Annotated in this window: 22 protein-coding genes; 6 read left to right on the forward strand and 16 right to left on the reverse strand. The window is 45.1% G+C overall.

The features are described from left to right. Nucleotides 1-15: 15 nt before the first annotated feature. The 6 genes from MKY28_RS22050 to MKY28_RS22075 all read right to left on the reverse strand — a co-directional run bounded on the left by MKY28_RS22050 (nucleotide 16) and on the right by MKY28_RS22075 (nucleotide 8747). Entirely contained in the window at nucleotides 16-948 is a 933-nt protein-coding gene (locus MKY28_RS22050; RefSeq protein WP_327196763.1) for an NAD-dependent epimerase/dehydratase family protein, read from the reverse strand. Between the two features lie 377 nt (nucleotides 949-1325). Beyond that, complete coding sequence (locus MKY28_RS22055) at nucleotides 1326-2381, reverse strand: hypothetical protein (protein ID WP_340937027.1); 1056 nt, start codon at nucleotides 2379-2381, stop codon at nucleotides 1326-1328. 49 nt (nucleotides 2382-2430) lie between these two features. Further along, nucleotides 2431-3924 (reverse strand): class I adenylate-forming enzyme family protein, encoded by a 1494-nt coding sequence (locus MKY28_RS22060; protein WP_340937028.1) that lies wholly within the window; start codon nucleotides 3922-3924, stop codon nucleotides 2431-2433. Continuing rightward, on the reverse strand, nucleotides 3921-4136 hold the full coding sequence (locus MKY28_RS22065; RefSeq protein WP_164783195.1) for a phosphopantetheine-binding protein: 216 nt from the start codon (nucleotides 4134-4136) through the stop codon (nucleotides 3921-3923). Before MKY28_RS22065 ends, MKY28_RS22060 begins: the two co-directional genes overlap by 4 nt. 1402 nt (nucleotides 4137-5538) lie before the next feature. Continuing rightward, entirely contained in the window at nucleotides 5539-7320 is a 1782-nt protein-coding gene (rlmD, locus tag MKY28_RS22070; RefSeq protein ID WP_340937029.1) for a 23S rRNA (uracil(1939)-C(5))-methyltransferase RlmD, read from the reverse strand. 545 nt (nucleotides 7321-7865) lie between these two features. Next, entirely contained in the window at nucleotides 7866-8747 is an 882-nt protein-coding gene (locus tag MKY28_RS22075) for a diacylglycerol kinase (protein ID WP_017690659.1), read from the reverse strand. 525 nt (nucleotides 8748-9272) lie between these two features. On the opposite strand from MKY28_RS22075, the gene MKY28_RS22080 reads away from it, so the two are divergent. Beyond that, the gene (locus tag MKY28_RS22080) at nucleotides 9273-9989 is read left to right on the forward strand and encodes an NPP1 family protein (protein ID WP_340937030.1); all 717 of its coding nucleotides are present in this window, start codon (nucleotides 9273-9275) and stop codon (nucleotides 9987-9989) included. A 181-nt stretch (nucleotides 9990-10170) separates the two neighbouring features. Here MKY28_RS22080 and MKY28_RS22085 read toward each other — a convergent pair whose 3' ends face one another. Both MKY28_RS22085 and MKY28_RS22090 read right to left on the reverse strand, forming a co-directional pair. Further along, a complete protein-coding gene (locus tag MKY28_RS22085) occupies nucleotides 10171-10587 on the reverse strand; it encodes a DUF4395 domain-containing protein (RefSeq protein ID WP_340937031.1) in 417 nt (138 codons plus the stop codon). A 71-nt stretch (nucleotides 10588-10658) separates the two neighbouring features. After that, entirely contained in the window at nucleotides 10659-11585 is a 927-nt protein-coding gene (locus tag MKY28_RS22090; RefSeq protein ID WP_340937032.1) for a ketopantoate reductase family protein, read from the reverse strand. Nucleotides 11586-11753: 168 nt separating this feature from the next. Here MKY28_RS22090 and MKY28_RS22095 point away from each other — a divergent pair, with 168 nt between their 5' ends. Then, nucleotides 11754-12323 (forward strand): TetR/AcrR family transcriptional regulator, encoded by a 570-nt coding sequence (locus MKY28_RS22095; protein ID WP_340937033.1) that lies wholly within the window; start codon nucleotides 11754-11756, stop codon nucleotides 12321-12323. A 146-nt stretch (nucleotides 12324-12469) separates the two neighbouring features. Here the strand turns inward: MKY28_RS22095 and MKY28_RS22100 are convergent, their stop codons facing one another. Both MKY28_RS22100 and MKY28_RS22105 read right to left on the reverse strand, forming a co-directional pair. Further along, on the reverse strand, nucleotides 12470-13255 hold the full coding sequence (locus MKY28_RS22100) for a sirohydrochlorin chelatase (RefSeq protein ID WP_340937034.1): 786 nt from the start codon (nucleotides 13253-13255) through the stop codon (nucleotides 12470-12472). A gap of 1 nt (nucleotide 13256) precedes the next feature. After that, entirely contained in the window at nucleotides 13257-13547 is a 291-nt protein-coding gene (locus MKY28_RS22105; protein WP_017690665.1) for a YerC/YecD family TrpR-related protein, read from the reverse strand. 454 nt (nucleotides 13548-14001) lie between these two features. Between MKY28_RS22105 and MKY28_RS22110 the strand changes: the two genes are divergently transcribed. Further along, complete coding sequence (locus MKY28_RS22110) at nucleotides 14002-14637, forward strand: tyrosine protein kinase (protein WP_340937035.1); 636 nt, start codon at nucleotides 14002-14004, stop codon at nucleotides 14635-14637. Between the two features lie 133 nt (nucleotides 14638-14770). Further along, nucleotides 14771-15859 (forward strand): DNA alkylation repair protein, encoded by a 1089-nt coding sequence (locus MKY28_RS22115; protein ID WP_340937036.1) that lies wholly within the window; start codon nucleotides 14771-14773, stop codon nucleotides 15857-15859. A gap of 394 nt (nucleotides 15860-16253) precedes the next feature. On the opposite strand, the gene MKY28_RS22120 is transcribed toward MKY28_RS22115, so the two are convergent. The 5 genes from MKY28_RS22120 to MKY28_RS22140 all read right to left on the reverse strand — a co-directional run bounded on the left by MKY28_RS22120 (nucleotide 16254) and on the right by MKY28_RS22140 (nucleotide 21168). Beyond that, a complete protein-coding gene (locus MKY28_RS22120; RefSeq protein ID WP_076320034.1) occupies nucleotides 16254-16715 on the reverse strand; it encodes a DIP1984 family protein in 462 nt (153 codons plus the stop codon). Between the two features lie 128 nt (nucleotides 16716-16843). Continuing rightward, entirely contained in the window at nucleotides 16844-17803 is a 960-nt protein-coding gene (gene corA / locus MKY28_RS22125; RefSeq protein ID WP_340937037.1) for a magnesium/cobalt transporter CorA, read from the reverse strand. Between the two features lie 349 nt (nucleotides 17804-18152). After that, nucleotides 18153-19142, reverse strand: coding sequence for an inorganic phosphate transporter (locus MKY28_RS22130; RefSeq protein ID WP_036606054.1), 990 nt, complete (start codon nucleotides 19140-19142; stop codon nucleotides 18153-18155). A gap of 14 nt (nucleotides 19143-19156) precedes the next feature. Beyond that, complete coding sequence (locus MKY28_RS22135; protein WP_017690670.1) at nucleotides 19157-19777, reverse strand: DUF47 domain-containing protein; 621 nt, start codon at nucleotides 19775-19777, stop codon at nucleotides 19157-19159. 317 nt (nucleotides 19778-20094) lie between these two features. Further along, on the reverse strand, nucleotides 20095-21168 hold the full coding sequence (locus tag MKY28_RS22140; protein ID WP_340019217.1) for a DUF3048 domain-containing protein: 1074 nt from the start codon (nucleotides 21166-21168) through the stop codon (nucleotides 20095-20097). A gap of 337 nt (nucleotides 21169-21505) precedes the next feature. On the opposite strand from MKY28_RS22140, the gene MKY28_RS22145 reads away from it, so the two are divergent. Together MKY28_RS22145 and MKY28_RS22150 are read left to right on the forward strand one after the other, a co-directional pair. Next, entirely contained in the window at nucleotides 21506-22048 is a 543-nt protein-coding gene (locus MKY28_RS22145; RefSeq protein ID WP_036606056.1) for a DoxX family protein, read from the forward strand. 155 nt (nucleotides 22049-22203) lie between these two features. Beyond that, entirely contained in the window at nucleotides 22204-22416 is a 213-nt protein-coding gene (locus tag MKY28_RS22150) for a hypothetical protein (RefSeq protein ID WP_017690673.1), read from the forward strand. Nucleotides 22417-22593: 177 nt separating this feature from the next. On the opposite strand, the gene MKY28_RS22155 is transcribed toward MKY28_RS22150, so the two are convergent. Beyond that, nucleotides 22594-23379, reverse strand: coding sequence for a DODA-type extradiol aromatic ring-opening family dioxygenase (locus tag MKY28_RS22155; protein WP_017690674.1), 786 nt, complete (start codon nucleotides 23377-23379; stop codon nucleotides 22594-22596). Nucleotides 23380-23385: the final 6 nt, after the last annotated feature.

Raw genomic sequence — 23385 nt, forward strand, 5'->3', positions numbered from 1 at the left:
CTCCCGTTTAATGGATTATTGACCCTGGTAATAATGGATCGTTCTAGCGAGTGCATCATGCAAACTGATCGCCGGTTCCCAGTCCATAATCGTCCTTGAAATGGTAATATCCGGCTTCCTTCTCCTTGGATCGTCTTCCGGCAGCGGGAGAAACTCTAACTGCGCGTTGGACTTCATTAGCTCCTTCAATATTTGGGCGACTTCAAGTATGGTGACTTCCTCCGGATTCCCCAAATTGATTGGCTGTTCATACGTGGTGCTCAGCAGTCTCACAATCCCTTCCAGCAAATCGTCGATATACTGAAAGCTCCTCGTCTGTCTGCCGTCGCCATAAATCGTAAGGTTTTGCTTGGACATGATTTCATTAATGAAATTGGTAATCACGCGTCCGTCATGTAAATCCATCTTCGGACCGAATGTATTGAAGATCCGAATGACCCTTACCGGTATACCGTATTTCCTGTTCATCCAGTAGGTGATCGCCTCTGCATACCGCTTCGCTTCGTTGTAGCAGCTTCTTGCTCCAACCGAATTCACGTTGCCATAGTAGCTTTCCGGCTGAGGGTGAACAGTGGGGTTACCGTAAATCTCGCTTGTTGAAGCCAAGAAGAACGCAGCCTGCTTTTCTTTGGCCAGATACAGCAGATGCATCGTCCCTTCGCTGTTGACCCTCATCGTTTCGATCGGATAGGACAGATATTTGGGCGGACTGGCAGGACTGGCAAAATGCATCACCCAATCGACAGGGCCTTCAATTGCGAGCGGATAAATGACGTCATGCTCGATAAACTTGAAATTTGGCGACCGTAAGAGATTGTCTATGTTTACAGTAGACCCGGTCAGAAAATTATCGACGCCGATAACGGTATGGCCTTCCCGCAGCAGCCTCTCGGCAAGGTTGGAACCGATGAAGCCTGCGACTCCTGTTAATACAATGAATATTATGATCCCCCCCCTTGCTTAAGGTTTGTGAAACCACTATTAATTCAATCGAACAGATATGGTTCTATGCATGAATCACAAGATGTTGGGTCAAATACCAGGAGAGATTCTTGAGGTGAGTGGATTCGCTGTGGTTGTGCCGGAAAAAAGCGCTTGAAGCAATGCGGATCGTTGAAAGACAAGAAGGCAATAGGCTGTCAGCAAACGGAATCTTTAATACAAGAGCAACGGTTTGGCTTACTCAACACGCTGTCTCCCAACGATTATAATCCCGGCATCACTCCTTCCATAAATATGCCCGGATCACCACGGGCTTCGCGCTAAAGCTTCTATTCGGGTGCAAGAAGAGATATCCACAACTGACATCATCTGCTCCCTCAACATTACTGAATAACTACCTTCTTCAGCCATCGTTCAAGGAATATGGATTCTTCATTTTCTATATTCGTAATCAGCGTTTGTAAACTTTCGGAAATACTAGTATCCTTTGTCAAATTATATTTAATCGCTAGATTCACAAGGATTTTTGCTTTAAGTTCAATAGCTGTGAATTCATCTATATGCTCTTGATTTGATTCAATTAAATGCCGATTAGCGTACAAGTACTTGAGTCTTAGCGTCATTATCTTCTTATGATCATAAAGTAAATGAAAGGGTCTTATATCAAACATAACCTTATGTTCCAATGTCTCTTTCGCATAATTTAATAGAGTTGTGTATATTTGCATGCCGAAGTCAAGATTATCCCTGTCGCCCCCATAGTTGAACATCTCCCAATACTCCGGTGTTTGCTTAGTGAAATAATTTCTTATAGAATTCACTAGGGTATCTGCACTGAATTTATCCTGATATTGATCATTGAATGTATACAGATAAACCATTTCTCTAAGGTAATCATGATTGGTTGTTAGATGATTTGTGTCGAACGCAAGATTGAAATCATTAAATGATATCTCAGCCTGACTATACACCCCGTTCTTAAAAAAATCGGAAACATACAACATCTCTCTATCCAAATCATAGCCGTAAACAAATATGTCATGATGCAATTGAAGTTTATTGTAGCGATCGCTTAGGGGCACGTAGAAATAATTGATCATGGTGTGGACATAGTTATTAGCATTAATATTTTCTACAATAAAATGAATAACAGAGTCCCATTTAGTTGTTACAGTATCTCTATGTATCTTTTGAGTAGTAATCCATTTGCACGCATCCGAAGGCCGCAGCTCATAAGTCACAGGAAAATAAAAATCTCCCCAATGATGTTTATAATCTTTGTTAATAAATAATTGAATATAATTGCTAAATATCCATGGATGTGCGCACTCGTAATGGGTAAGTATGGACAAGAGATGAGCATGTTGCGTATAGGTTGTAATCATCGGATAACTGACCGGCAATATTTCTCTTCCCAATGTTTGAGTTGAATTCTTCAACCTTTCGTTCACCCCTCGTTATTTGGTTAAATGGCTTAAGGATGCCGAATCAGTATATCTCATTTAGCAATAAGCGCTTCGTACTTGCCCTGTCCAGTTTTCCTGTTTTTGTTTTTGGAATATTATCTATAATCCTCCATTGTCTAGGCACTTTATACGATGATAAATGCAAGTTGCAATGTCGTGTCAGTGCATCTATATCAATCAGGCATTCATTAAAAACTTTCAGAAATGCGATAGGCACTTCGCCTAACAGATCATCGTGTACACCAACAACCATGACCTCCTCCACTTCTTTCAAACCGTACAAAAATTCCTCGATTTCTTCCGGATAGATATTGATACCGCCGGATATAATGATATTCTTCTTTCGGCCTGTGAGTATAAGACACCCTGATTCATTCCAATATCCCAAATCTCCTGTTTTTAACCAACCCTCAACAATGGTAGCGTTCGTTAACTCCGGGTTTTTGTAATAACCGAGCATCACATTCGGGCCCTTGACCCAAATTTCTCCGATAGCAGCTCCTTCTACCTCATTCTCTTCTTCGTCAACAAGACGAATAGAAACGTCATTTATGGGTGATCCACAGGATAAGTAGCGCTCTCCCCGTTCCATCATGCTTACCCGCGGAGAAGCTTCGGTCAATCCATAGGTTTGAATAATGTCCGCATGAGGAAATACAGTCTGAAGATGGTCTACTAATTTCGCAGGAGTCGCCGCACCGCTAATTACAATAAATTCAATGGAATCAAAGGCACTCCAGTTCTTTGTCTGATGGAAATCGGAAACAAAGTGCATCAATTGCGTAGGCACCGCTGAGAATGCCGTGACCGCCTTATTCTGAAACAGTTTAAACGCGGTGCGCGGCAGAAAGGGCAAGCTGATAAGTTTAATTCGGGTTCCATATAACATACAAGAAATCAATTGCGTGACAATCGTAGAACTGAAATGAACGGGCATCGTTACAAGAAACGAATCTTGTTCTGTATACCCCACCTTTCCGCCATGTGCCAACGCATTCGTTAATACATTCCAATGGGATAACATAACGATTTTAGATTTTCCGGTTGTGCCCGATGTAGGAAGGAGAATCGCACATTGATTGGGATCGGACTGATTGGTTAACGAGATCGATTCGAACGAAGGCATTGGTTCTTGCGATAAATCCTGAGCGGTAACCCAAGGTATGTCGCAATTTAAATGCGCTGGCTGTGCAGATTTGCTGATAACCAATTTGGCGTCACTGGCAATTAAAATATTTTCAATTTCAGTATTGGACGCCGAATAAGGAACCGGTACTAACACATAACCGCAGAATTGAATGCCCAACGCCGCAATAATGAACAAGGGCTCATTATTTGTGTATAATGCAAGATGGCTTCCGGACTCAAGCTCAAAATTCTTGTGGATATATAGAGCAATCAAGTAAGCTTCTGTCATCACCTCTGCGTAAGTCCATTGCTGCTTTAGATCTTCAAGGATAATATGATCTTGGCGATCAGAGGCCTCCAGAAATAGACGCTGAATGATCGTCATCATAGCGTTTTCACAGTCAAATAATTAAGGATTAATCCAGCCGTGGAGAACTTCTCAAATAACAGATCTTCATCAGGGATCGAGATGTTAAACTTCGATTCCATTAAAACAATAAGCTTGATGAAGCCTACTGAATCGATCCCTTGGTCCAACAAACGGGTATCGTGGCCTTCCGGATACTCGATGTCCAGCTCAGCAAAAATTTCATCTCTCAAGATAGATTCTAATGATTTAGACATCATATTCCCCCGTTAGATAATCTTTAGAAAGGCTGATTAAAGAGGATCGTATACGTGATGAGCAAGTGAAAGTGATTTTGAAGAAGAATAAGTTCATAACGTTGGAAAAGGTGAATTTGCACTGAAAGAGTTGTTTGCAGAGATGCTGCAATTCATGTTGGAGGTGGAATATGACACGGTGCAGGACATAAAAAGCTCGACGCGATGAGTACAACGACGGAAATACTTGAGGGTTCCCTCGTCAACATCTCAAAGCCTAAAAAAAAAGCATTTTCCCAAGCAATGAAGCGTTGCTGAAAATGCTCTACAAAACTACGATGAATGTCACTCGTAAATGGACAGAGTGTATATAAAACTGGGAGTAAGTCCCCAATCAACTCTCCATTTTCTTCCTCGACGGGATCAAACTATACTGCGTAAAGTTTTTCTTGGTAGCGTTTACACTAGTAGATTTACAGCACCAAGCGCCCGATATATTTAATATAATTACAAATATACCAATTGTCAACAGTTTTGAAAAAGCCCGTTGATGCCCTCTGGAATTCCATTCGTCATCTGGTTGTTTCTCTCATTTGTGATTGTTTCAAAATGTGTATGGTAAAGGGAAAATATAGTTAACGCAACCATTCCAGTCATAAAGAATACGCCCAATACAATAAACATTGTCAGAATGCTTCATAACCACAATGTCGAAGTGTTTTGTCTAGGGACTGTTAAGCTTACGAGGAAACAGACGAGCGGAGATATTGATAAGGAGAACGGCTCGACTTCAAACTGGAATCGCTCACGAACACGATACAGAATCACGTGTATCAGCGTCCAAAGCTGAGTTAATGAAGTTTGCCTCGCTTTGACGTCCAATCGAAATCAGTTATAACTCTAGCACATGGGTAAACACGGTTTCCAGTAACCTCTTTCATCAGTTCGGAAAGAAAGAGGTTACTGGTACGAAAGTATGGCTGTTGGCCAGCGGCGAGCCACATGAAGATGATATTTTCACGAACCGCCCTACAAGGCTTCTCTACCCACATTTGGCTACAAGCGTGATGATAAGAAGCTTCTACTTGATGAGATCTATGCCCCTATAGTTCAAGAAATTCCACCTCTATCTGTATTAGGTTTAGGGTGTGTACAAAATCAGTAATTACTTCATTATTATAGATACAAAAAAAGACACGGAAGAACAACTCCGTGCCTATATAAAGTAATTATCCCACTTCACCGAATTTCAAATTGAAGGTCAACAAGTCTTTAAGCAGGCACTTCAAAGACTTATTCAAAAAATTGAAGTTATTAACGACGGTTCAATCAAAGCCATACATTATATATTTCCTGTCCTCAATCCATAAGGAAGTTGGAACAACGAGAGGCGTAGGAATTAATCCTGCCCCTTCCATTTTAACATCGCCACCGATTCCACATGCACCGTATGCGGGAACATATCCACCGGCGTTACCTCCACGGTGCGATAGCCGCCATCTTCCAACACACGAAGATCACGTGCCAGCGTACTCGGATTACAACTCACGTAAACCACGCGTTCCGGCTTCATCTCCAGGATAGTATCGAGCAAACGCGGGTCGCAGCCTTTTCGTGGTGGGTCGACAACGATGACGTCAGCTTCGATGCCTTGTTCTTTCCAGCGCGGGATGACGTCCTCAGAGGCACCAACTTCGAACTTGACGTTGCGCATCTCGTTCAATAGAGCATTGCTCCGCGCATCCTCGATCGCTTCAGGCACGATCTCTACCCCATACACCTGATCCGCATGTTGCGCGAGGAAAAGAGAAATCGTTCCGATGCCGCAATAGGCATCAATTACCGTCTCTTTGCCGCTCAGTCCTGCGTACTCTACCGTTTTCCCATACAGTACTTCCGTCTGCACTGGATTCACCTGATAGAACGAACGCGCCGAGATCGCAAACTGCACATCACCGATATAATCATAGATTACATCACGGCCCCACAGGACGCGGGTTTCATCGCCAAAGATAACGTTGGTCTGTTTCTTGTTCACGTTATGGCAGATGCTCGCCACATGCGGAATCGCTTCACGGATACTGCCAATCCATTCGTCTTTGTACGGAATGTCTCGACCATTCGTGACCAGTACGAGCATCATCTCGCCAGTACGGAATGCCTTCTTCACAACCACATGGCGCAATAAGCCGCGACCTGTCTCTTCGTTGTAGGCGCTAATACCAAAATGACTGCCGATCTCTTTAACCTTTGCGACCACTTCGTCATTGTGTTCATGCTGAATGAGGCAGCTCTCCATATCGATGATCCGGTGACTTCCTTTAGCGTAAAAACCACCTACCAGACCACCCTCGGCAGCTCCAATTGGCACCTGTGCCTTGTTCCGATATCGCCACGGCTCGTCCATACCCATCGTAGGCAGTACGCGAATCGCGTGTTCTGTATCTTCTTCGTTCATGACACCTTCGAGACGAAAACGAATACGATTACTTCCAATCATTTGCGCTTCAGAAGATGCTTGTCCAGGTTCAGTTGTCTGATTCGCATCATCTTCCAACCGTTCCACCAACTTAGCCTCATCAACTGAGGCGTCATCTTGCGCGTTGGATGCCAACGTCTCCGCATCCTCCACCATCACGTTCAACTTGCCAATCCGCTGCAAATTATCGACCACCAACTGGCGTTTCCACGCAAGCTGTCCGGCATAGCTCATATGCTGGATTTGGCAGCCGCCGCACTGATCATAGATCGGGCATGGCGCGGATACTCGATCTGGACTTGCTTTCACGATCTCCAGCAATTTGGCGTAGCCGTACTGCTTCTTGGTTTTCATCACGCGCACACGCACGGTTTCACCTGGAAGCGCACCCTGCACAAAGAGCGTGTATCCATTCGCACGACCTACACCCTCACCGTCATGGTTCATGCCAATGATGTCGATGACGGTCTCTTCATTTTTGCTAACGGGCAGTCCTTCGATTGGTGCAGATTCACGCGCTCTCCCTTTTGGACGAACGGCAGAAAGAGATGCGCCTTGTGGCCGCACCTCTTTTCCCTGCTGACGTGTAGATGGACGAGATGATTGACTTGGCTGACGGGACGCTGAAGCGTTCCCTTGCCCCTGAGAGGCAGCCGAATTCCGGCGGTTTTTTCCACGACCGCTGCGGTTCGTATTAGACAACGTACATTCACTTCTTTCTTCTTATATGGTATCACATCAAAAAATAACGTTCCGAATTTCTAATGAACTTCAGAAACGTTATATCATCTTCGGATGGTGTTTTCCGACCTTTTTCGGTCATTTTCTCCAAAATAACGACGCTGAGATTCGTTAAATTCGCAGATTCGGCAATTTCGCCACATTAAGGTTTTCTGAGTTCGTTAGCCGCCAGTCGGCACTCGACCAAACTGTTACATTCAGCACGATGTACCACATCGCAGTACCATCGAACTAGACCAGCACTCTTAACCTTCACTGTTCATTATTCACCGTTCAATGTTCACGTTCACTCAATCACCACAATATGCCCTGTATCAGCTCAACGCATGGTGACCACATGAGATTATACGCGATCCCACTGCATACAGCAACTGGAAAATGCACTTCCATCTCGCCTTACGGCAGAGCTGAATCCAACTCTCCTCACCACTTATGCGATGCTATACAACAACCACTGCGGCATTGACACTTTCCGCAAGCGACCACATTCTCCGCCAAGTTAAAGTTTAACGATACAACATCAGATGATGACGCAAATTCGTAAACGTAGCTGGCAGCGTGCCGCCCAACTCTCCATCGAGGTTCAACTGCACATAGCCCGGCGACGTAACTTCCATATGACTCGTCTGGAAATGAACCACTTTCTTGTCGTTCAGATGCTCCCCACGCAGCGCGAGCGTTACGAGGCGAATCATATCAGCCAGATTACATTTGCGGACACCGATCACATCGAACAGACCATCATCAATGGTTGCTCCTGGAGCCAACTTCTCAAAACCCCCGACCGAATTGGTATTGGCGATGAGGAATAACATGAATTCATCATGGATCTCTTCCTGACCGTCGGCACGAATAATCAGCTCCTGTGGAGACAGGCTCGCCATTTTCTCAATACCCTTCATATAATAGGCCAGTTGCCCAATCATCGTTTTCAGACGACTCGGTACTTCATAGGTCAGTTCAGTCAATGATCCGCCACCGGCAATGTTGATAAAATATTTATCATTTGCTTTGCCCAGATCGAGCGGGCGAAGTTGCTGGTTAATGACCAGATCCACGTAATCTTCCCACTGTCTCGGAATGCCGAGTGCACGTGCAAAATCATTTGTTGTTCCCAAAGGAAACACACCCAGCGGAGGACGGTTCTCCCGCTCGGCCATACCGTTAATCACTTCGTACAACGTACCATCGCCACCAGCAGCAATAATCATGTCATATCCGCGCTCAATCGCGAGTTCGGCTTCCCGGGTTGCGTCACCTTCACCCGTTGTTGCGTGACATGAAGCTTCAATACCACCTTGATCCAAACGCTGCAAAATATCAGCCAGACGTTTCTTCATTTCTTCCCGGCCTGAGGTCGGATTATATATTAAGCGAGCTTTTTTCATCTCATACGCCACCTATTCCACATTATCCATGAGTCTAAACGACCTCATATTCTTACGTTGCATCAGTCCACAAAAGGGCATATTTTTTACACAATAATGAACTTCCGTTAATGTTGCTCTAATCTTTCGTCTTACCTATATCTATGCATCAGGAATTCCGTCTCATTCCAAAGCCTTTAACTCCTATCATATCATCAAATGTAAAGATGTCCTAGCCTGTAATCCATAAGTATATTTTAACATATCCATACCCACTAATCTGCCTATTACCCAATAAACCTCACGCACCGATCCTGAATCTTCTCCACTACCTTTTATGTAAAATAGTCTCATTAATCAACCATTCTGCCCGCTTGGGCAGGAATTAGTCTTCGATTTCGATGATCTACATATGATTATGACATAGATATGCTACAAATTTACAAATCTTAAGATGAAAAGATAAATAACATAAACCTTTTTCCAATATAGTTTTAGTGAACCCTCGACTTAGCACCACATCATACCCTTGAAGGAGAATTGTAAATGAAAAAAATCGTGTTAATGCTCATGGTTTCGCTTATGGCATGTATTCCTTGGGTCACCGTTGTTGAAGCAGCAGAAATCAATCATGATCAGGTTGTCGGATTTCAGGAAGTCTCACCAGTCACCGTAATGCAACAAGCAGCCAAGCGTTTTCAGCCGTTTTTGAAGGTCTATCATGGTTGTGTGCCTTTTCCCGCAGTGGATCAACAGGGCAATACCAGCGCTGGCTTGAATACGTCCGGGTCATCGAATGGGAACTGTAGCTCAAATACAGGGCAGATCTACTCCCGCTCCGCATGGCACAATGGGGTGTGGGCTATCATGTATTCGTGGTATTTCCCCAAAGACTCCCCTTCCTCTGGACTCGGCCATCGTCATGATTGGGAAGGAATCGTCGTGTGGGTCGATAATCCGGCAGTTGCCAATTCCAAAATCCTCTCTATCGCATATTCTGGTCACGGCCAGTTTACCAAAGTTACACCGAGCAATAACAATACACAAGGTAACCATCCGTTGATTTCCTATAATAGTACCTGGCCGCTGAACCATGAGCTTGGCGTTACTAATGCTGTTGGCGGAACTCAGCCTTTAATCGGATGGGACGATCTGACTTCTGCGGCACGAAATGCACTCAACACGACAAACTTCGGTAGCGCCAACGTGCCTTTCAACGATAACAATTTTACCAACAATTTAAATAAGGCCTGGTTCAGATAAAAAAAATCCCCTTCAAGTGGCAGCTCACTTGAGGGGGATTTCATTATAATGCGATCGTATCCCGATCGCCATATAGGTCCAGCTAAAAGCTTGCCGCAAGAAAGCTCCTCGGAACATGACTCGTCTTTATCCTTACTCGAAGAATAAGTTATTCTGTCATCGTATCGCTCATCAGATAACCTCAAAATCCGATTTTTCTGCCTGCACGCAGCTGTTTATACCAGAAATAGACGGTGCAGCCTACACAATAACCCAGCAGCGCTGCGCTTGCAGCCGCGAGAAGCATAACGGAGAATACATAACCTGCGGCTACCCAGCCAAGCGAGAACGAGATGAGTGCCAGAGTCAGGAAGAGCACGGCCAGAATATTGTTGAATCGCTGCAGCTCCACCGCCTGCGTCTCTGTACCTTTACCAGTCAACACAGCTTTCCCAATCTGCACAAACAGATTAAGCTTGCCACTGGAAGCCAGACCAACCACCTGAATGACCCACAGCGCTCCCAGAACTACAATTGGATTGAACACAAACGAGAGTAAAACAAATAATACAATACCGACCTGATTTGCTTTCACATAACGCATGGGCACTTCCCGCATCTGTATATCTCCTTATCCCCATTTTATTAGTTGGTTTTATTGTAGTCGGTATTGGGTTAATGAGCAACACTTCATTTTAGGGGAGTAAAATCTCTTTTCAGCACATCCCAATGGGGAGTCGGGGTGCCTGTTATCTTTTTCCAATCGTTAAATGCATTATTTAACGCCTCAATCTCTCCAAAAGAACCCGCGACCAGCTTATGAACCGGAAGCATGCTATAGATCTTCAACAGAAGGTACAACATCCGTTGATGCTTGCGAATCAATCTGCCCTGAATCTCCGGTATAATCGTTATGCCCATAGCCTCAAGTACGCTAAAGCCTTCATCCATCGCCCCAATCATATGTTGGATTTGCTTTCTGTTCCCGTCCAACTTGATCAACTCACGCTCCTCATTAAAGCTCACCGCATTAAGCATCAGAATGGGGATGATATGGCTTTTCAGCCAGGCATCAATATCGCTCAGAACATTTAACTTGTATTTCACATGTTGGAAAGCTTGATCCAGCAAAGGTTTAAAGCCTATTTCACCGTCCAGACTGCCAATTACCATTTGTCCGCTGCCTCCACCGACCGATAACATGCGGTCCTTTTCCCGCTTCCCTGCACTCACATGGAATCCAAACGCGACCTGTTTTGCTACCCTGCTGTTTTCCTCCAAAAAGTTTTGCATGCTTCGTGCATCTGCGTTGTTTCCCACAATCACAATATTACTGCTCTGATTGTCTGCCAGGACAGGTAACACTGAAGGAAAATCGTTATATTTCATGACAACAAAAATCAGATCATATTGGTCATCCACTTCCAACGTTCTGGCTACCCGAACCTGATCAACTGTCGTTTTGAATTGAAAAACATGCCGGATGACGATTCCATCCTTCTCCAGCTCTTCTGCCCGCTTCCCTCTAGCCAGAACAGTAACATCATTGCCACCGCGCACCAGAACATGCGCCAGTTGACTGCCCAAAACACCTGCACCATACACTAATATTTTCATTGGTTATCCCTCTATTTCATATTTTATCAATATTCGTTGTTTTATCAACATTTGTTGATAAAATAAGATTAACAAAGCACCTACTGTGCTTCAATCGTTAAAATATCCGTTTTTGTTGAATAATCAACGAATGATTCCTTATTGTTGAAAACCATCATAGGAGGGGCCATGGACAGACGAGTACTCAAGACACGAAAGGCGATAATCGAAGCTTTTGTGGGGCTACTGGAGGAACAGGATTTCGAGCAAATTACGATAAACGAAATTGCTGATCGGGCTAATGTAAACCGAGGAACCATCTATTTGCATTACGCTGACAAGTTCGACCTGTTGGATCAATGCATTGAGACCTATTTGCAGCGGTTGTTGGATGCCTGTATGATCGAAAGCCCTACTACAACACCCGTTACGGCCAAGGATGCGTTGCTCCGAACCTTCTGCTATCTGGAACAACATGCCACAACCTATACCACACTTCTTACTAAAAAAGGTATTCCAGCATTCCGTAGTAAGTTGATGACATTGTTGGTCCAGGGAGTACAGGACCAAATGGATGCTTGTGGAATTCAGGAAGGTATGAAAAAAGAGATTACCATACAGTTTCTTGCTTCCGCTGCAGTCGGTATCCTGGAGTGGTGGATTATGAATTCCATGCCTTATCCGGCCGAGGAGATCGTTGACCAATTAATAGGTTTACTGGAGCTACATCTGAATTTGCACGCACCCATTAATGGATAAATGAATCCTCGCTCAAGTGATCTACAACAAACAAAAACCACGTCCTTCGACGTGGTTTGATTGTTTATGAAGCTATGGAGTTCAAATCAATTGATACTGCATTACTACGAGCGATGCGATCACACACCTATGCCAAAGCGATCACTTCAAGAAGAAGCTTTAACTTCATTACATCTCTCCAGCAAAATCTGGATCTGGCGCTCCAGCCACTGCCCAAGCAATGGATGTGGCAACAATGTCTCACCGCTGTACACATAGTTCAGTTCTTGCAACCGACCCGGGATAACGTTCCTCGTGAAATAACCGGCACTCAAAAACAGCGGCGCCACAATGACTCGGTTCCCCCGCTCTTCGCTCCAGTACTTCACTTTGTCGTACACACTCTCCGGATTCAGCAATGCATAATCCGTATGGGCTACATCACTAACTTCCTGCACACGCTCTGCAAGGGAAGAAATTCCGGCTTCCCAACGCTCGCGAAAACCATCATGAATACTCCCATGGCCAACCAGCAGAATCGTTTCTTCCTCCGGTTGCTGCGACAGTACTCTGACTTTGTCCCACACCATCACGGCAATATCCGGATCGTTATCCACCGGATAACCGAAGTGAACCCGAGCCTTCACATCGAACGGTTCCAGATCCGTTTCGCGATCAGGTGTTTTCTTTGCACCAATGGCATATTCAATTTCATCCACATGTGTACTCCCGGACGAAACAAATAGAGGTACGACCAGAATATCGGTTACGCCTTGTGCTTCCAGTCGGTTGATACCGTCTTGGATCAGGCGTCCTTCCACAAGTTCAAGAAAACCGGCTTCAACCGGTAATGGAACAGGCAGATTCAACCGGGAGATCGCGTCATCGACGGATTCCACCCAGGTCTGCTCCTGTGAACCGTGACTGATGATGAGTACACCCGGCTTCTTCATGTTAGCGTCCCAGGCGTTCCAGCGTCATTTTATAACCATCATTACCGTAATTCAGGCAGCGTTTCACACGTGAAATTGTAGCTGTACTCGCACCTGTCTCTGCTTCAATCTGGTTATACGTATTGCCTTTACCCAACATACGAGCCACTTCCAGCCGCTGAGACATGGATTGGATCTCGTTAACTGTGCAGAGGTCATCAAAGAAAACATAACACTCTTCAATATCTTTTAGCGTCAAAATAGCCTCGAATAGTTGTTCAATGCTTTTATCATTTAGCTTTTTCAGCTGCATTTCATCATCATCCCCTAGCGGTTACTGTGTACCTACATTGTACTCACCCTGAGTTGGTATTTCAAGCGTTACCGATTTCACGCACTACAGAATAAAAATACATGTTACCGCTTACAAATGGTACTATTGTCCTCCCCTCGCGTACATCGGGCGAAATTACCGCGCTTTTTCCCAGTTTTCACCTGTATATATCCGATTACTTATGTAGGATTTCATTCCTCCTAAATGTGACAATTTTGTGTCTAAACTACATTTTACTCTTCGTGAACCTGCCATCTTACATGCGCCCAAATCCGCAAATATCCCGTTTTCCGGGATACCCGCCTACGCCGTCTCTCCGCGAATGACATACAGTATAACAAAAGGGAGTTCCACAAGGGTCTATGATGTACATCTGTCATGCAACTCATGGAACGCAATTCCGAAATCCAACATAGAAGGAACGTGATCGTTCATGCCACAGCATTATTATCACCGCCAGCCAGCACCAGGGCAGCGTCCGTCTTCTCATGCTCATCGGCAGGCACATACTTCTGCCTATATGCCGCCCGGTGTGGTTCCGCGGTCTTTGAATGAAACCCAGATCCAACCGATGTATCCTGGAGTAGAGCCCCATTACCCGAGCTTCGGTGAAGTCGAAGCTTCTGCAGTCGTACCCTATGGGCAAGGTGTGGCTGGCGGGAACTTTTATGGAGGTGCAGCTCAGGTTCTTCCCCCAGCTCCGGTACCGGCGCCTGCTACTGGCAGTTCCGGCTTTTCATTAGCCAACATCGGTGAGTTAAAAGGAATGATCGACCGCTTCGGGGGTATTGATGGAATCATGACTGGAATAGGCAAAATGCAAAAGGTCGTTGGTGGTATCCAGCAGATGGCTCCGATGATGAAGCTTGTTATGGGCATTCTGCCTTTTGGAAAAGGAAAAACGGATAGCAGCGCGGCCGATGCAGACTATGAAGAATATAAGCCGTCCCGCAAACGCAAAAACAAACGTCGGAACAAAGCAACGAATGTTCCACGTCGCCGTAATACGACTCCAGTCCGTCGCAAATCCAATTCCACGAAGCGCCGTCCCAAAAGTCGCAAAGGTTAAAAAAATTCAGGCACCCCCATACAGAAGGTGGGTGCCTTAACACCGTTCATCCGTATACAAATAAATTTCAGGAACTCACGTTCTTATTTCTGTAATTTGAGGTATACTGGATAGTAACTAAAGGAGGCGGACCATGGAACTTATCAAAGACAAATACACTCCCGCATTAATCGATCGGACCGGCGAACAGATGCGTCAATTCTACCCTAAGCTGGATACACAGCAATTTCATGAATTGGTTTTCGCCGAAGGCTGGGAACAGTTGGAATTCAAAGCGCGCATTCGCAGAATCACACTGGCTTTGACCCAGGTACTGCCGGACAATTATGAGGAAGCATTACATATTATCGAACAAGCCGCCCCTACGATGAGAGGCGTTGAATATCTGTTTGTACCGGATTTTATCGAAGTGAACGGACTTGACCCAGAAGATTACGAGTTATCCATGAAGTATCTGACCCTCTTCACACCTTATTCCAGCTCGGAGTTCGCGGTACGCCCGTTTATTGAACATTATCCAATCCAAACGATGAAACATATGATGGCGTGGGCAGAGAGCAACAACGAGCATATCCGCAGACTTGCCAGTGAGGGCAGCCGGCCACGTTTGCCATGGGGTGCGAAACTCCAGAACTTTATCACTGATCCAACACCTGTACTTCCGATTCTCCATGCATTGAAACAGGACGAGTCCCTCTATGTTCGCAAAAGTGTCGCCAATCATCTGAATGACATCTCCAAGGACCACCCTGAACTGGTTATGGATCTGGCCACGACCTGGTACGGACAACATGCACACACAGACTGGATTGTCCGGCATGCCAGCAGGTCATTACTGAAGAAAGGACATAGCAAAGCACTGAGTCTTTTTGGTTATAACGAGCAGGATTCGATTCACATTGAGCAGCTTCAGCTTGTCCAGGATACGATTAGCATCGGCGAGGATCTTCATTTTTCGTTCAATGTCGTTAATGAGAGCGGAGAGTCACAGATGCTGCGAATTGAATATGAGATGGGTTATATGAAGGCCAACGGCAAGCAGGCCCCCAAACGGTTCAAATGCTCCGATAAAATGTACCCGACAGGCAGAACCAAGGTAGCCACCAAACAATCCTTCAAATTCATCACAACGAGAAAATACTATGCCGGTCTGCATACGCTTACCATTCTTGTGAATGGCAAAGAAGGAGCTACAACTTCTTTTGTTCTTGAAATGGAGTAAAAGGAAGTCATCATAAGTTATACACAGCTTGTTGAAGCGGAATAGTTATTCACATGTGGATACATTTTTTCAAAACTTCTAATGGAAGAATCAGAAAGGCCACCTGGCAAACATCATCTCCCGACATTTATTACTGCCCGAGATCATGGCCCAGTGGCCTTCTTCATATGTAGTTCAAACTGCAATTCCCCTTACCCACCCTCACCGCTATCCAAAGACCTGCATATGGTCGTAACAATTAGAAAGATACACGATACATCCATGCTGCGCATTCTTGTAACAATATTGGGCTAAATGATGATATGGGTTAGACATGGCCCAGCGTCTACCAGGTTTCCAACTTCCCGTTGGTGGGTTATGCTCGCTTCATTTGGATAGGGTTACCGACGCAGTTTTATTCCTCGATTAAGTCTATGGTCCAGTTCTTCTCCTGAATTTTAAAATCCAGTTCCCGGTAGGATTTCGAAAGGCTATCCACTTTATGTTGAATATCTGCTATGTTCACGGTTCGCTCATACTTCACTTCAGAACGACTGTACCGATCCTGGCGAATGGACGCATGCTGCAAAACTTCGTTAAACGATGCTCTTTCTTGCATGATTCCATCCCGCTCTGCAAGGGCATCAGCAAGCGTAACTCCAGCTGTGAAGTCAGTCTGTGCATTGGTCTTATTAATTTTCTTAACCAATACCGTCAGGCTCCGGATCGTATTCTCCAGGTCAATCATAAGCAACTGTGGGTCCTCTGCTGGCTGTTCACCTTCCTGAACTTTAACTACGCGTTCCAGACGTTGCTTGAGCTGAGCTATCTTCTTCTGCTCATCTGCACGCAGTACAAGAGCCTCTGCCAATCTCATCGTATCCCATCCTTCCACAATGATATGTATGGATAATTCATCCAGAATCTATTCACATATCGTTATATTTTACCTGTGGATACACGTTATTACAAGTTTATGTTACTAACATCTGATTACACTGGTTCTCACTTAAACCAGCCCCGTTTTACAAACCAGGCCACCATGCTTCCGCCAAGCACAAACATCAACAGTAACACCGCACCATACCCAAACTTCCATTGAAGCTCAGGCATATAGGCAAAGTTCATGCCATAAATACCCGCGATCAGTGTGAGCGGCATAAATACAGTCGTAATCACCGTGAGTGTCTTCATGATCTGATTCATCCGGTTGGAGTTCAGGGAAATATAACTATCGCGCAGGTCAGCGGTCATCTCCCGATCGGCTTCAATCATGTCCGTCAGCTTCAATAAATGGTCATAGATATCGGTAAAATAAGCCGTATGTTCGCCTGTTCGTTGTACATGCTGGGAATTGACCACCCGATAGAGCAGATCCCGCATCGGTACTACCGTTCGTCTGAGCTTCAGCAATCGAGTCCGCAGATCAAACACCTGGTTCATCAAGTCTTCAACTGACTCCTGTCCACCCCGGTTCTCCAGTTCGGCCAGTTCATCCTCAATGGCAAATAGAGACGGAAAATAATGATCGACCAGCTTGTCCATCACCGTATAGGCTGCTGCCACCGGACCTCGCGCCCAGATGGTTCGTTCATGTGCATGGTGCAACAAGCGTTCCCACCCTTCATCCACTTCCTCCAATACGCCATGATGAAAAGACACTAGGAAGTTTGATCCGAGAAACAAGTCAACCTCCTCGGCTTCCAGTGTGGACGGGTTCAGTGCATGCAGCACAAGAAACTGCAGATTATCATAATAATCAAGCTTTGGCCGCTGCAAGACATGCAGACAGTCCTCAATAGCTAAAGGGTGAAAATGAAAATATGTATCCAGCAAACGACTTTCCTCTTCCGTTGGCTGGTTAAAATCGGCCCATACCCAGGCGTAATCGTTCAGATCCAGCTGTGTAAGTGGTACGTTAACGGAGACTTGATGTTCTCGTGTAATGGCGAGTGTACGAATCATAAATTAGACCACGTCCTTGTCCTGTATCTTTACGTCATTGTACAACTTTAACCATAGGTACGTCTCCCACGTGTCCAAAATATCCACAGACGCATTCAAACTCGACAACAAAAAAAGCCAACCCTGTTGGCTTCTCTCATTTCCCTATCCACAGTTCCCTGTATCCACAGGAATATCTTCTTTTGGTTTATCATTCCACGGATGGCTATCCACATATCCAGCCTGTCCACACGTTCATGCACAGGCGTCTCTTGATTTTGGTTGTATAATTGTCCACATATCCCGATATTCACACAGTTATGAACAGATGGTCTGGTAACCCCGAATTCGTTCGGGATAACTTCTCTTTTTAGAAAATAATCCAGTAGAGCAATCCTGCCAGTCCCGCAGTAATCGGAATCGTAATGAACCACGTAATAATGATACGTCCAGCAAGTCCCCATTTCACCGCAGAGAAACGTTTCGCGGAACCCACACCCAGAATAGCTGAGGTGATCGCGTGCGTTGTACTAACTGGAAGGTGAAGCAACGTTGCTGTGAAAATAACGGAAGCAGCTGAAATATCCGCAGCAAAACCATTAATCGGTTCAATTTTAAAGATTTTGGTACCCATCGTTTTGATGATTTTCCAACCACCGATGGACGTACCCAGAGCCATCGCTGTTGCCGCTGAAATTTTAACCCACAGCGGAACATCCAGATTATCCTGCACACCTGCTGCAACCAGAGCAAAGGTAATAATACCCATCGCTTTCTGTGCATCATTCGTACCATGCGTGAATGCTTGCAGTGCTGCCGTGAAAATCTGTACCGTACGGAAACCTTTGTTCACGTTATGCGGACTGCGTTTGGCGAAAATATATTTGAGAATCGTCATGACCACATAACCGATGGCAAACGCGATCAGAGGTGATAATAGCAAACCTCCAACGATATCAATGAATCCGCTCCATTTCACTTTATCAGATCCTGCGCCAACGAGCACGGCACCTGCAAGGGCTCCAATAAGTGCATGTGATGAGGAAGACGGAATACCAAACCACCATGTAACCAGGTTCCAGATAATCGCTGATATCAAGGTGACTATGACGACCTCTATCCCGTTATCCAGCGTGGTGGGGTCGGTCACACTCCCCCCAATCGTCTTCGCAACACCTGTGAACATCATCGCACCGACAAAGTTCATCACCGCTGCCATAAGAATAGCTCGACGCGGCGTCAGTGCTCGAGTTGAGACCGAAGTCGCAATGGCATTGGCCGTGTCGTGAAAACCGTTGATGAAGTCAAACGCCAGTGCAAGGAAGACGACTATACCCAATACCCAAATCGTTGTTTCCATTATTCTCTGGCTCCTTAAGAATTACGCATAATGATGGATTCAAGCACGTTCGCTACGTCTTCACAAGCATCCGTTGTTGTCTCAAGACGTTCGTAAATTTCCTTACGCTTGATCAGTTCAATCGGATCAGACACGGTAGCGAAGAGATGTTTGATACACATGCGCAGCACTTCGTCGCCTTGGTTTTCCAGATCATTCAAACGAATGGTATACTCACGGATCGCGAGCAATTTTTTCTGGGACAGCAGATGGATCGCCTTCTGAATTTCGTAAGCCGATTGGCGCAAAATTTCAGCAAACTGTATGACGAACTCATCATCTGGATCTGTCAGTTGGTACATATAGAAACGGGAAGCCGTTGCTTCGAGTCCGTCCAATACGTCATCAAGTGTTGTTGTCAGCTCCATAATATCATCGCGTTCAATCGGCGTGATAAATGTTTTGTTGAGTTCTGTAATGATCGTATGCACGTAATCATCACATTTCGACTCGTACTTCTTCATTTCATTAGCAAAAAGAGTCACATCCTGAAGGTTGGAAACATGCTGGGAGAAATAATCTGCCGCTTGAACAACCGTATCTGCCATATTCTCCAGTGTCTCAAAAAATATATCCTTCTTCTTCTTAAGCTTCATAGCTCTATCCCCTTTACGAGAAAAATTGCCGACAACCGATGAAACATGAAATGACAACCTTTGATATCTTATCATATTTGTTTCATGGTTTGTACAAAAGGTGTGATCCTTTTTTATATTCTTATCACATTAATCTGAAATGAATCTTAATTATTTGGAATAATGGTAAATTCAAGTCAAGATTTTACACTGCGTTTACAATTCGACATCAAAATTCAAAATCGACACGATTCTACTTTTCACGCTAAGGACAAATATAATGCCTTTTCGACGACAAAATGAATACATGTTTCATTGTTTTCTTTCATTACATCCTTTTATTGCTGCGCAGCCAGCTTCACATGACTGGAAAATTCCGGTTGATTGGGAACAATGCTGATAAAGGTTTTACCCGGTACAAGAGCAACTTCACTGCCACCTTGAACAAACCGTATAATATCCCCCTGCTTCTTCACCCACTGCCCACGAATCATCTTGCCCTTCTGAAAAAGCATGGCTTCCCCGCCCTGTTCCAAATTAACGGACAACCGACCTACATTATCGAGCACCTTGTGATCTGCACCTGCCACAATGATGTTTGCTGCACCAAGTTGAGTCCCATTATCCAGATCCTGATCTGCCTTGCCATTCACCATTCTCATATATCGTCCGCTAACTTCATCATAATCATACGTCACCCGGTAACTATCCAATAAATAATGGATATCAAATTGCTTCACTGCCTCTCCTGCGGATGTCGCGCCTTCTTCGTTATAATTGTATACCGGCGACTTGAAATCATGGCTGTAACCCTTGATGTCTGACCCTTCTCTCAGCTTGTCCGCTGAAGTATACAGATTATGTGGGGCTTTACGATCCGAGGAACGCCAGAAGTAAGGTCCACCATTCGAGATTTCATCCATATGCTGTTTCTGCTGCCTTTGCAAAATGGAATACGCCTCCGGACTGCCTCCGGCGTGAACAAGTACCCCATCATAACTCTCGCCGAGCTCAATTAGATATGGACGTATACTGCGAACGGGTCCAACCGTCTCCGCACCGCCTCCACTCTGGAAGATGGCTATGAAACGGGTAATGCCTCCCTCAGCGAGAACTTCAAGAATGATATCGGCTGAACTTAGACCCGATTGGGGCCGAGCTGCGGGTGCATTATTAATCATTACGGCGAGTGGTCGACGCGTAATCGCTTCATCTACAGGCATACCCGTCAGAGGTGCTGTATAGAGAGACGTGTTGGTTTCCTCCACGTGTTCTTCTTGTACAGGTGCAGGTGTCGGTTCTGGCTGAACTGGCATCTGCGCCACCTCCTGGTTTTGGCAGGCAACAAGACTTAATGAGAGAATAAACAGAGATGCAGCCGATGCTGCTTTGTTCCATTTAAAAAGCTTCAATATAGGACCTCCTGAACGATATGGCCTGGTTCTAAGTTGTGATATATGTCTCATGTGGGCAACCATTTCACGTATTTCTTTCCATTTAATCACACCCCATCCGATTTGTCTGCGCCTAGAAGGCCTTGATACAGCTTGAAATTCACATTTGAAACAGCATATAGCCAGAAAAATATGTCCTAAATGTGAACTTCTCAAACCTTACTTAAAATTTGAACTAGATTGTGATTTTAATCACAAACAAAACGACTTTTGAACTATACAATAAAGACATCAAAGGTGATCACTTAGAAAAACAAAAACAACACACACTAGATTCCATGAAGGAGTGGTTCATATGTTCAGCACAAACCAATGGCTTAGAGAAAACAAAGTAGCAATGTGGATTTTGACAGTACTTCGGGTGTATATCGGTTATGATTGGATGACTCACGGATGGAGCAAATTGACTGGCGGATTCCAAGCTGGCGGGTTCTTGGCCGGTGCGGTAGAAAAAGCAACAGGTGATCACCCGGCTGTCCAAGCTTGGTGGGCAACGTTCCTTGAGAAATTCGCAGTACCAAACGCAGGACTCTTCGACTTCGTTATCCCATTGGGTGAATTCCTTGTAGGTTTGGGTCTCATCCTCGGTTGCTTCACTACACTAGCAGCACTGATGGCTATGGTCATGAACTTCGCGTTCCTCTTCTCGGGAACAGTAAGCACGAATGCTCAACTGGTTGTAATGGAAATCTTCCTTGTCGTTGCTGGTGCAAATGCAGGTAAAATCGGTCTGGATCACTGGGTACTGCCTTACCTTCGCGGATTGTTCACTCGTAACAACAAAGGAAATCTTCCTAAAGACACACCAACGATTAGCCCTACTCAAAAAACAGCTTAAGCAATCATTCATAGAATTCTCGGCCCTGCTCCCAATCCCCCTGGAGAGCAGGGCTTTTTACTTTTCAAAATCAGCCTGAATGCCTGACTGACTTGCCCATCCACAGAAAATCGTATTATGATGAAATAAAGTTGAACTTCAAAGGAGTACACGATATGCCGACCCAGCGACGTCTCGAGACCGATGCGGACTTCCAGGAAGCCATGAATATGAAGTATAAGGTTCGAGTTTTTAAAGATAATCACCAGATTGACTCCGGTGGCATCATTATCCGTTTTGACAGCAACACCGTAGTGGTACAATCCAGTGTCAGTGAACTCGCTTATCATTCGCGTACAGACTGTGAATTGTTCGAAATCCGCAAATAAAGATCTATTGCATGAATAAGCATGAATAAGTCTTTGTATTGAAAAAAGGTTACTGTAGCCCTTCAAGGGTGTACAGTAACCTTCTTTTGTTTATATATTGTAATTGTATGCATTAATACACGTTATCCGTACGAAACTGGCTTCAAGCACCATAATCAGGCTGTTGTCTGTTCCAAGTTACACGCCGTCTCCAAACTGCCAGCAGTTTAAACTGAGCGTTCCATAAGGGTAAGACTGGAATAGACGCTTCGCTGATCGGGACATATCCGCTGTACCCATGGCGTAGAACAAAGGTGCAATGTGTTCTGTACCATACGACGGAACCGCCGTACGTGCATGAGGGGCTTTTTTCTCATATTGAAACAGTTCTCTTGTGTTCCACTGCTGCAAGCGCTCCCCGATCCAGTTATCAAACTCCACCGCCCACTCTTGTGGTTCATCCGTATTGCCCAGCAATCGCAAATTGTGAACCGTTCCACCGCTGCCAATGATTAACACATCATCATGACGTAGCTGTTCCAGCATTCGGCCAATATCATACTGTTCCTGCGGCGTACGCAGCGAGTCTACAGATACAGCAATCACAGGAATGTTGGCCTCGGGATACATATGGAGCAACGGTACCCAAACGCCATGATCCAGCCCTCGGCCTCGAATCGGCTGATGTGCCAGATTGCTGCGGGTGAACAAAGCACATATCTCGTTCGCTAAATCTGGCTGCCCAGATGCAGGGTATTCCATCGTATACATCGTAGAAGGAAATCCGTAAAAATCATGCAAGGTCTGATGTGTATCATCCATCGTCACGGACGGTTCAGGACAATCCCAATGCGCCGTAAATACGACAATGGCTTTCGGAGCCGGCAGCCTGTCTCCAAGCTGGTTCAAGAAGTGAGTGTAGTCATTGCTCTCCACCGCCAGAGCGGGAGAACCATGCGCAATGAAAAGTGCGGGTAATGTCATTGCTGC

Source organism: Paenibacillus sp. FSL R5-0473, assembly GCF_038004565.1.
Taxonomy (GTDB): Bacteria; Bacillota; Bacilli; order Paenibacillales; family Paenibacillaceae; genus Paenibacillus; species Paenibacillus amylolyticus.

Bases quoted from the DNA above. Each gene is read 5' to 3' on its own strand.
- MKY28_RS22060 (WP_340937028.1), bottom strand. From the start codon at position 3,924: ATGATGACGATCATTCAGCGTCTATTTCTGGAGGCCTCTGATCGCCAA.
- MKY28_RS22075 (WP_017690659.1), bottom strand. From the start codon at position 8,747: ATGAAAAAAGCTCGCTTAATATATAATCCGACCTCAGGCCGGGAAGAA.
- MKY28_RS22080 (WP_340937030.1), top strand. From the start codon at position 9,273: ATGAAAAAAATCGTGTTAATGCTCATGGTTTCGCTTATGGCATGTATT.
- MKY28_RS22085 (WP_340937031.1), bottom strand. From the start codon at position 10,587: ATGCGGGAAGTGCCCATGCGTTATGTGAAAGCAAATCAGGTCGGTATT.
- MKY28_RS22090 (WP_340937032.1), bottom strand. From the start codon at position 11,585: ATGAAAATATTAGTGTATGGTGCAGGTGTTTTGGGCAGTCAACTGGCG.
- MKY28_RS22095 (WP_340937033.1), top strand. From the start codon at position 11,754: ATGGACAGACGAGTACTCAAGACACGAAAGGCGATAATCGAAGCTTTT.
- MKY28_RS22100 (WP_340937034.1), bottom strand. From the start codon at position 13,255: ATGAAGAAGCCGGGTGTACTCATCATCAGTCACGGTTCACAGGAGCAG.
- MKY28_RS22105 (WP_017690665.1), bottom strand. From the start codon at position 13,547: ATGCAGCTGAAAAAGCTAAATGATAAAAGCATTGAACAACTATTCGAG.
- MKY28_RS22110 (WP_340937035.1), top strand. From the start codon at position 14,002: ATGCCACAGCATTATTATCACCGCCAGCCAGCACCAGGGCAGCGTCCG.
- MKY28_RS22115 (WP_340937036.1), top strand. From the start codon at position 14,771: ATGGAACTTATCAAAGACAAATACACTCCCGCATTAATCGATCGGACC.
- MKY28_RS22120 (WP_076320034.1), bottom strand. From the start codon at position 16,715: ATGAGATTGGCAGAGGCTCTTGTACTGCGTGCAGATGAGCAGAAGAAG.
- corA (WP_340937037.1), bottom strand. From the start codon at position 17,803: ATGATTCGTACACTCGCCATTACACGAGAACATCAAGTCTCCGTTAAC.
- MKY28_RS22130 (WP_036606054.1), bottom strand. From the start codon at position 19,142: ATGGAAACAACGATTTGGGTATTGGGTATAGTCGTCTTCCTTGCACTG.
- MKY28_RS22135 (WP_017690670.1), bottom strand. From the start codon at position 19,777: ATGAAGCTTAAGAAGAAGAAGGATATATTTTTTGAGACACTGGAGAAT.
- MKY28_RS22145 (WP_036606056.1), top strand. From the start codon at position 21,506: ATGTTCAGCACAAACCAATGGCTTAGAGAAAACAAAGTAGCAATGTGG.
- MKY28_RS22150 (WP_017690673.1), top strand. From the start codon at position 22,204: ATGCCGACCCAGCGACGTCTCGAGACCGATGCGGACTTCCAGGAAGCC.
- MKY28_RS22155 (WP_017690674.1), bottom strand. From the start codon at position 23,379: ATGACATTACCCGCACTTTTCATTGCGCATGGTTCTCCCGCTCTGGCG.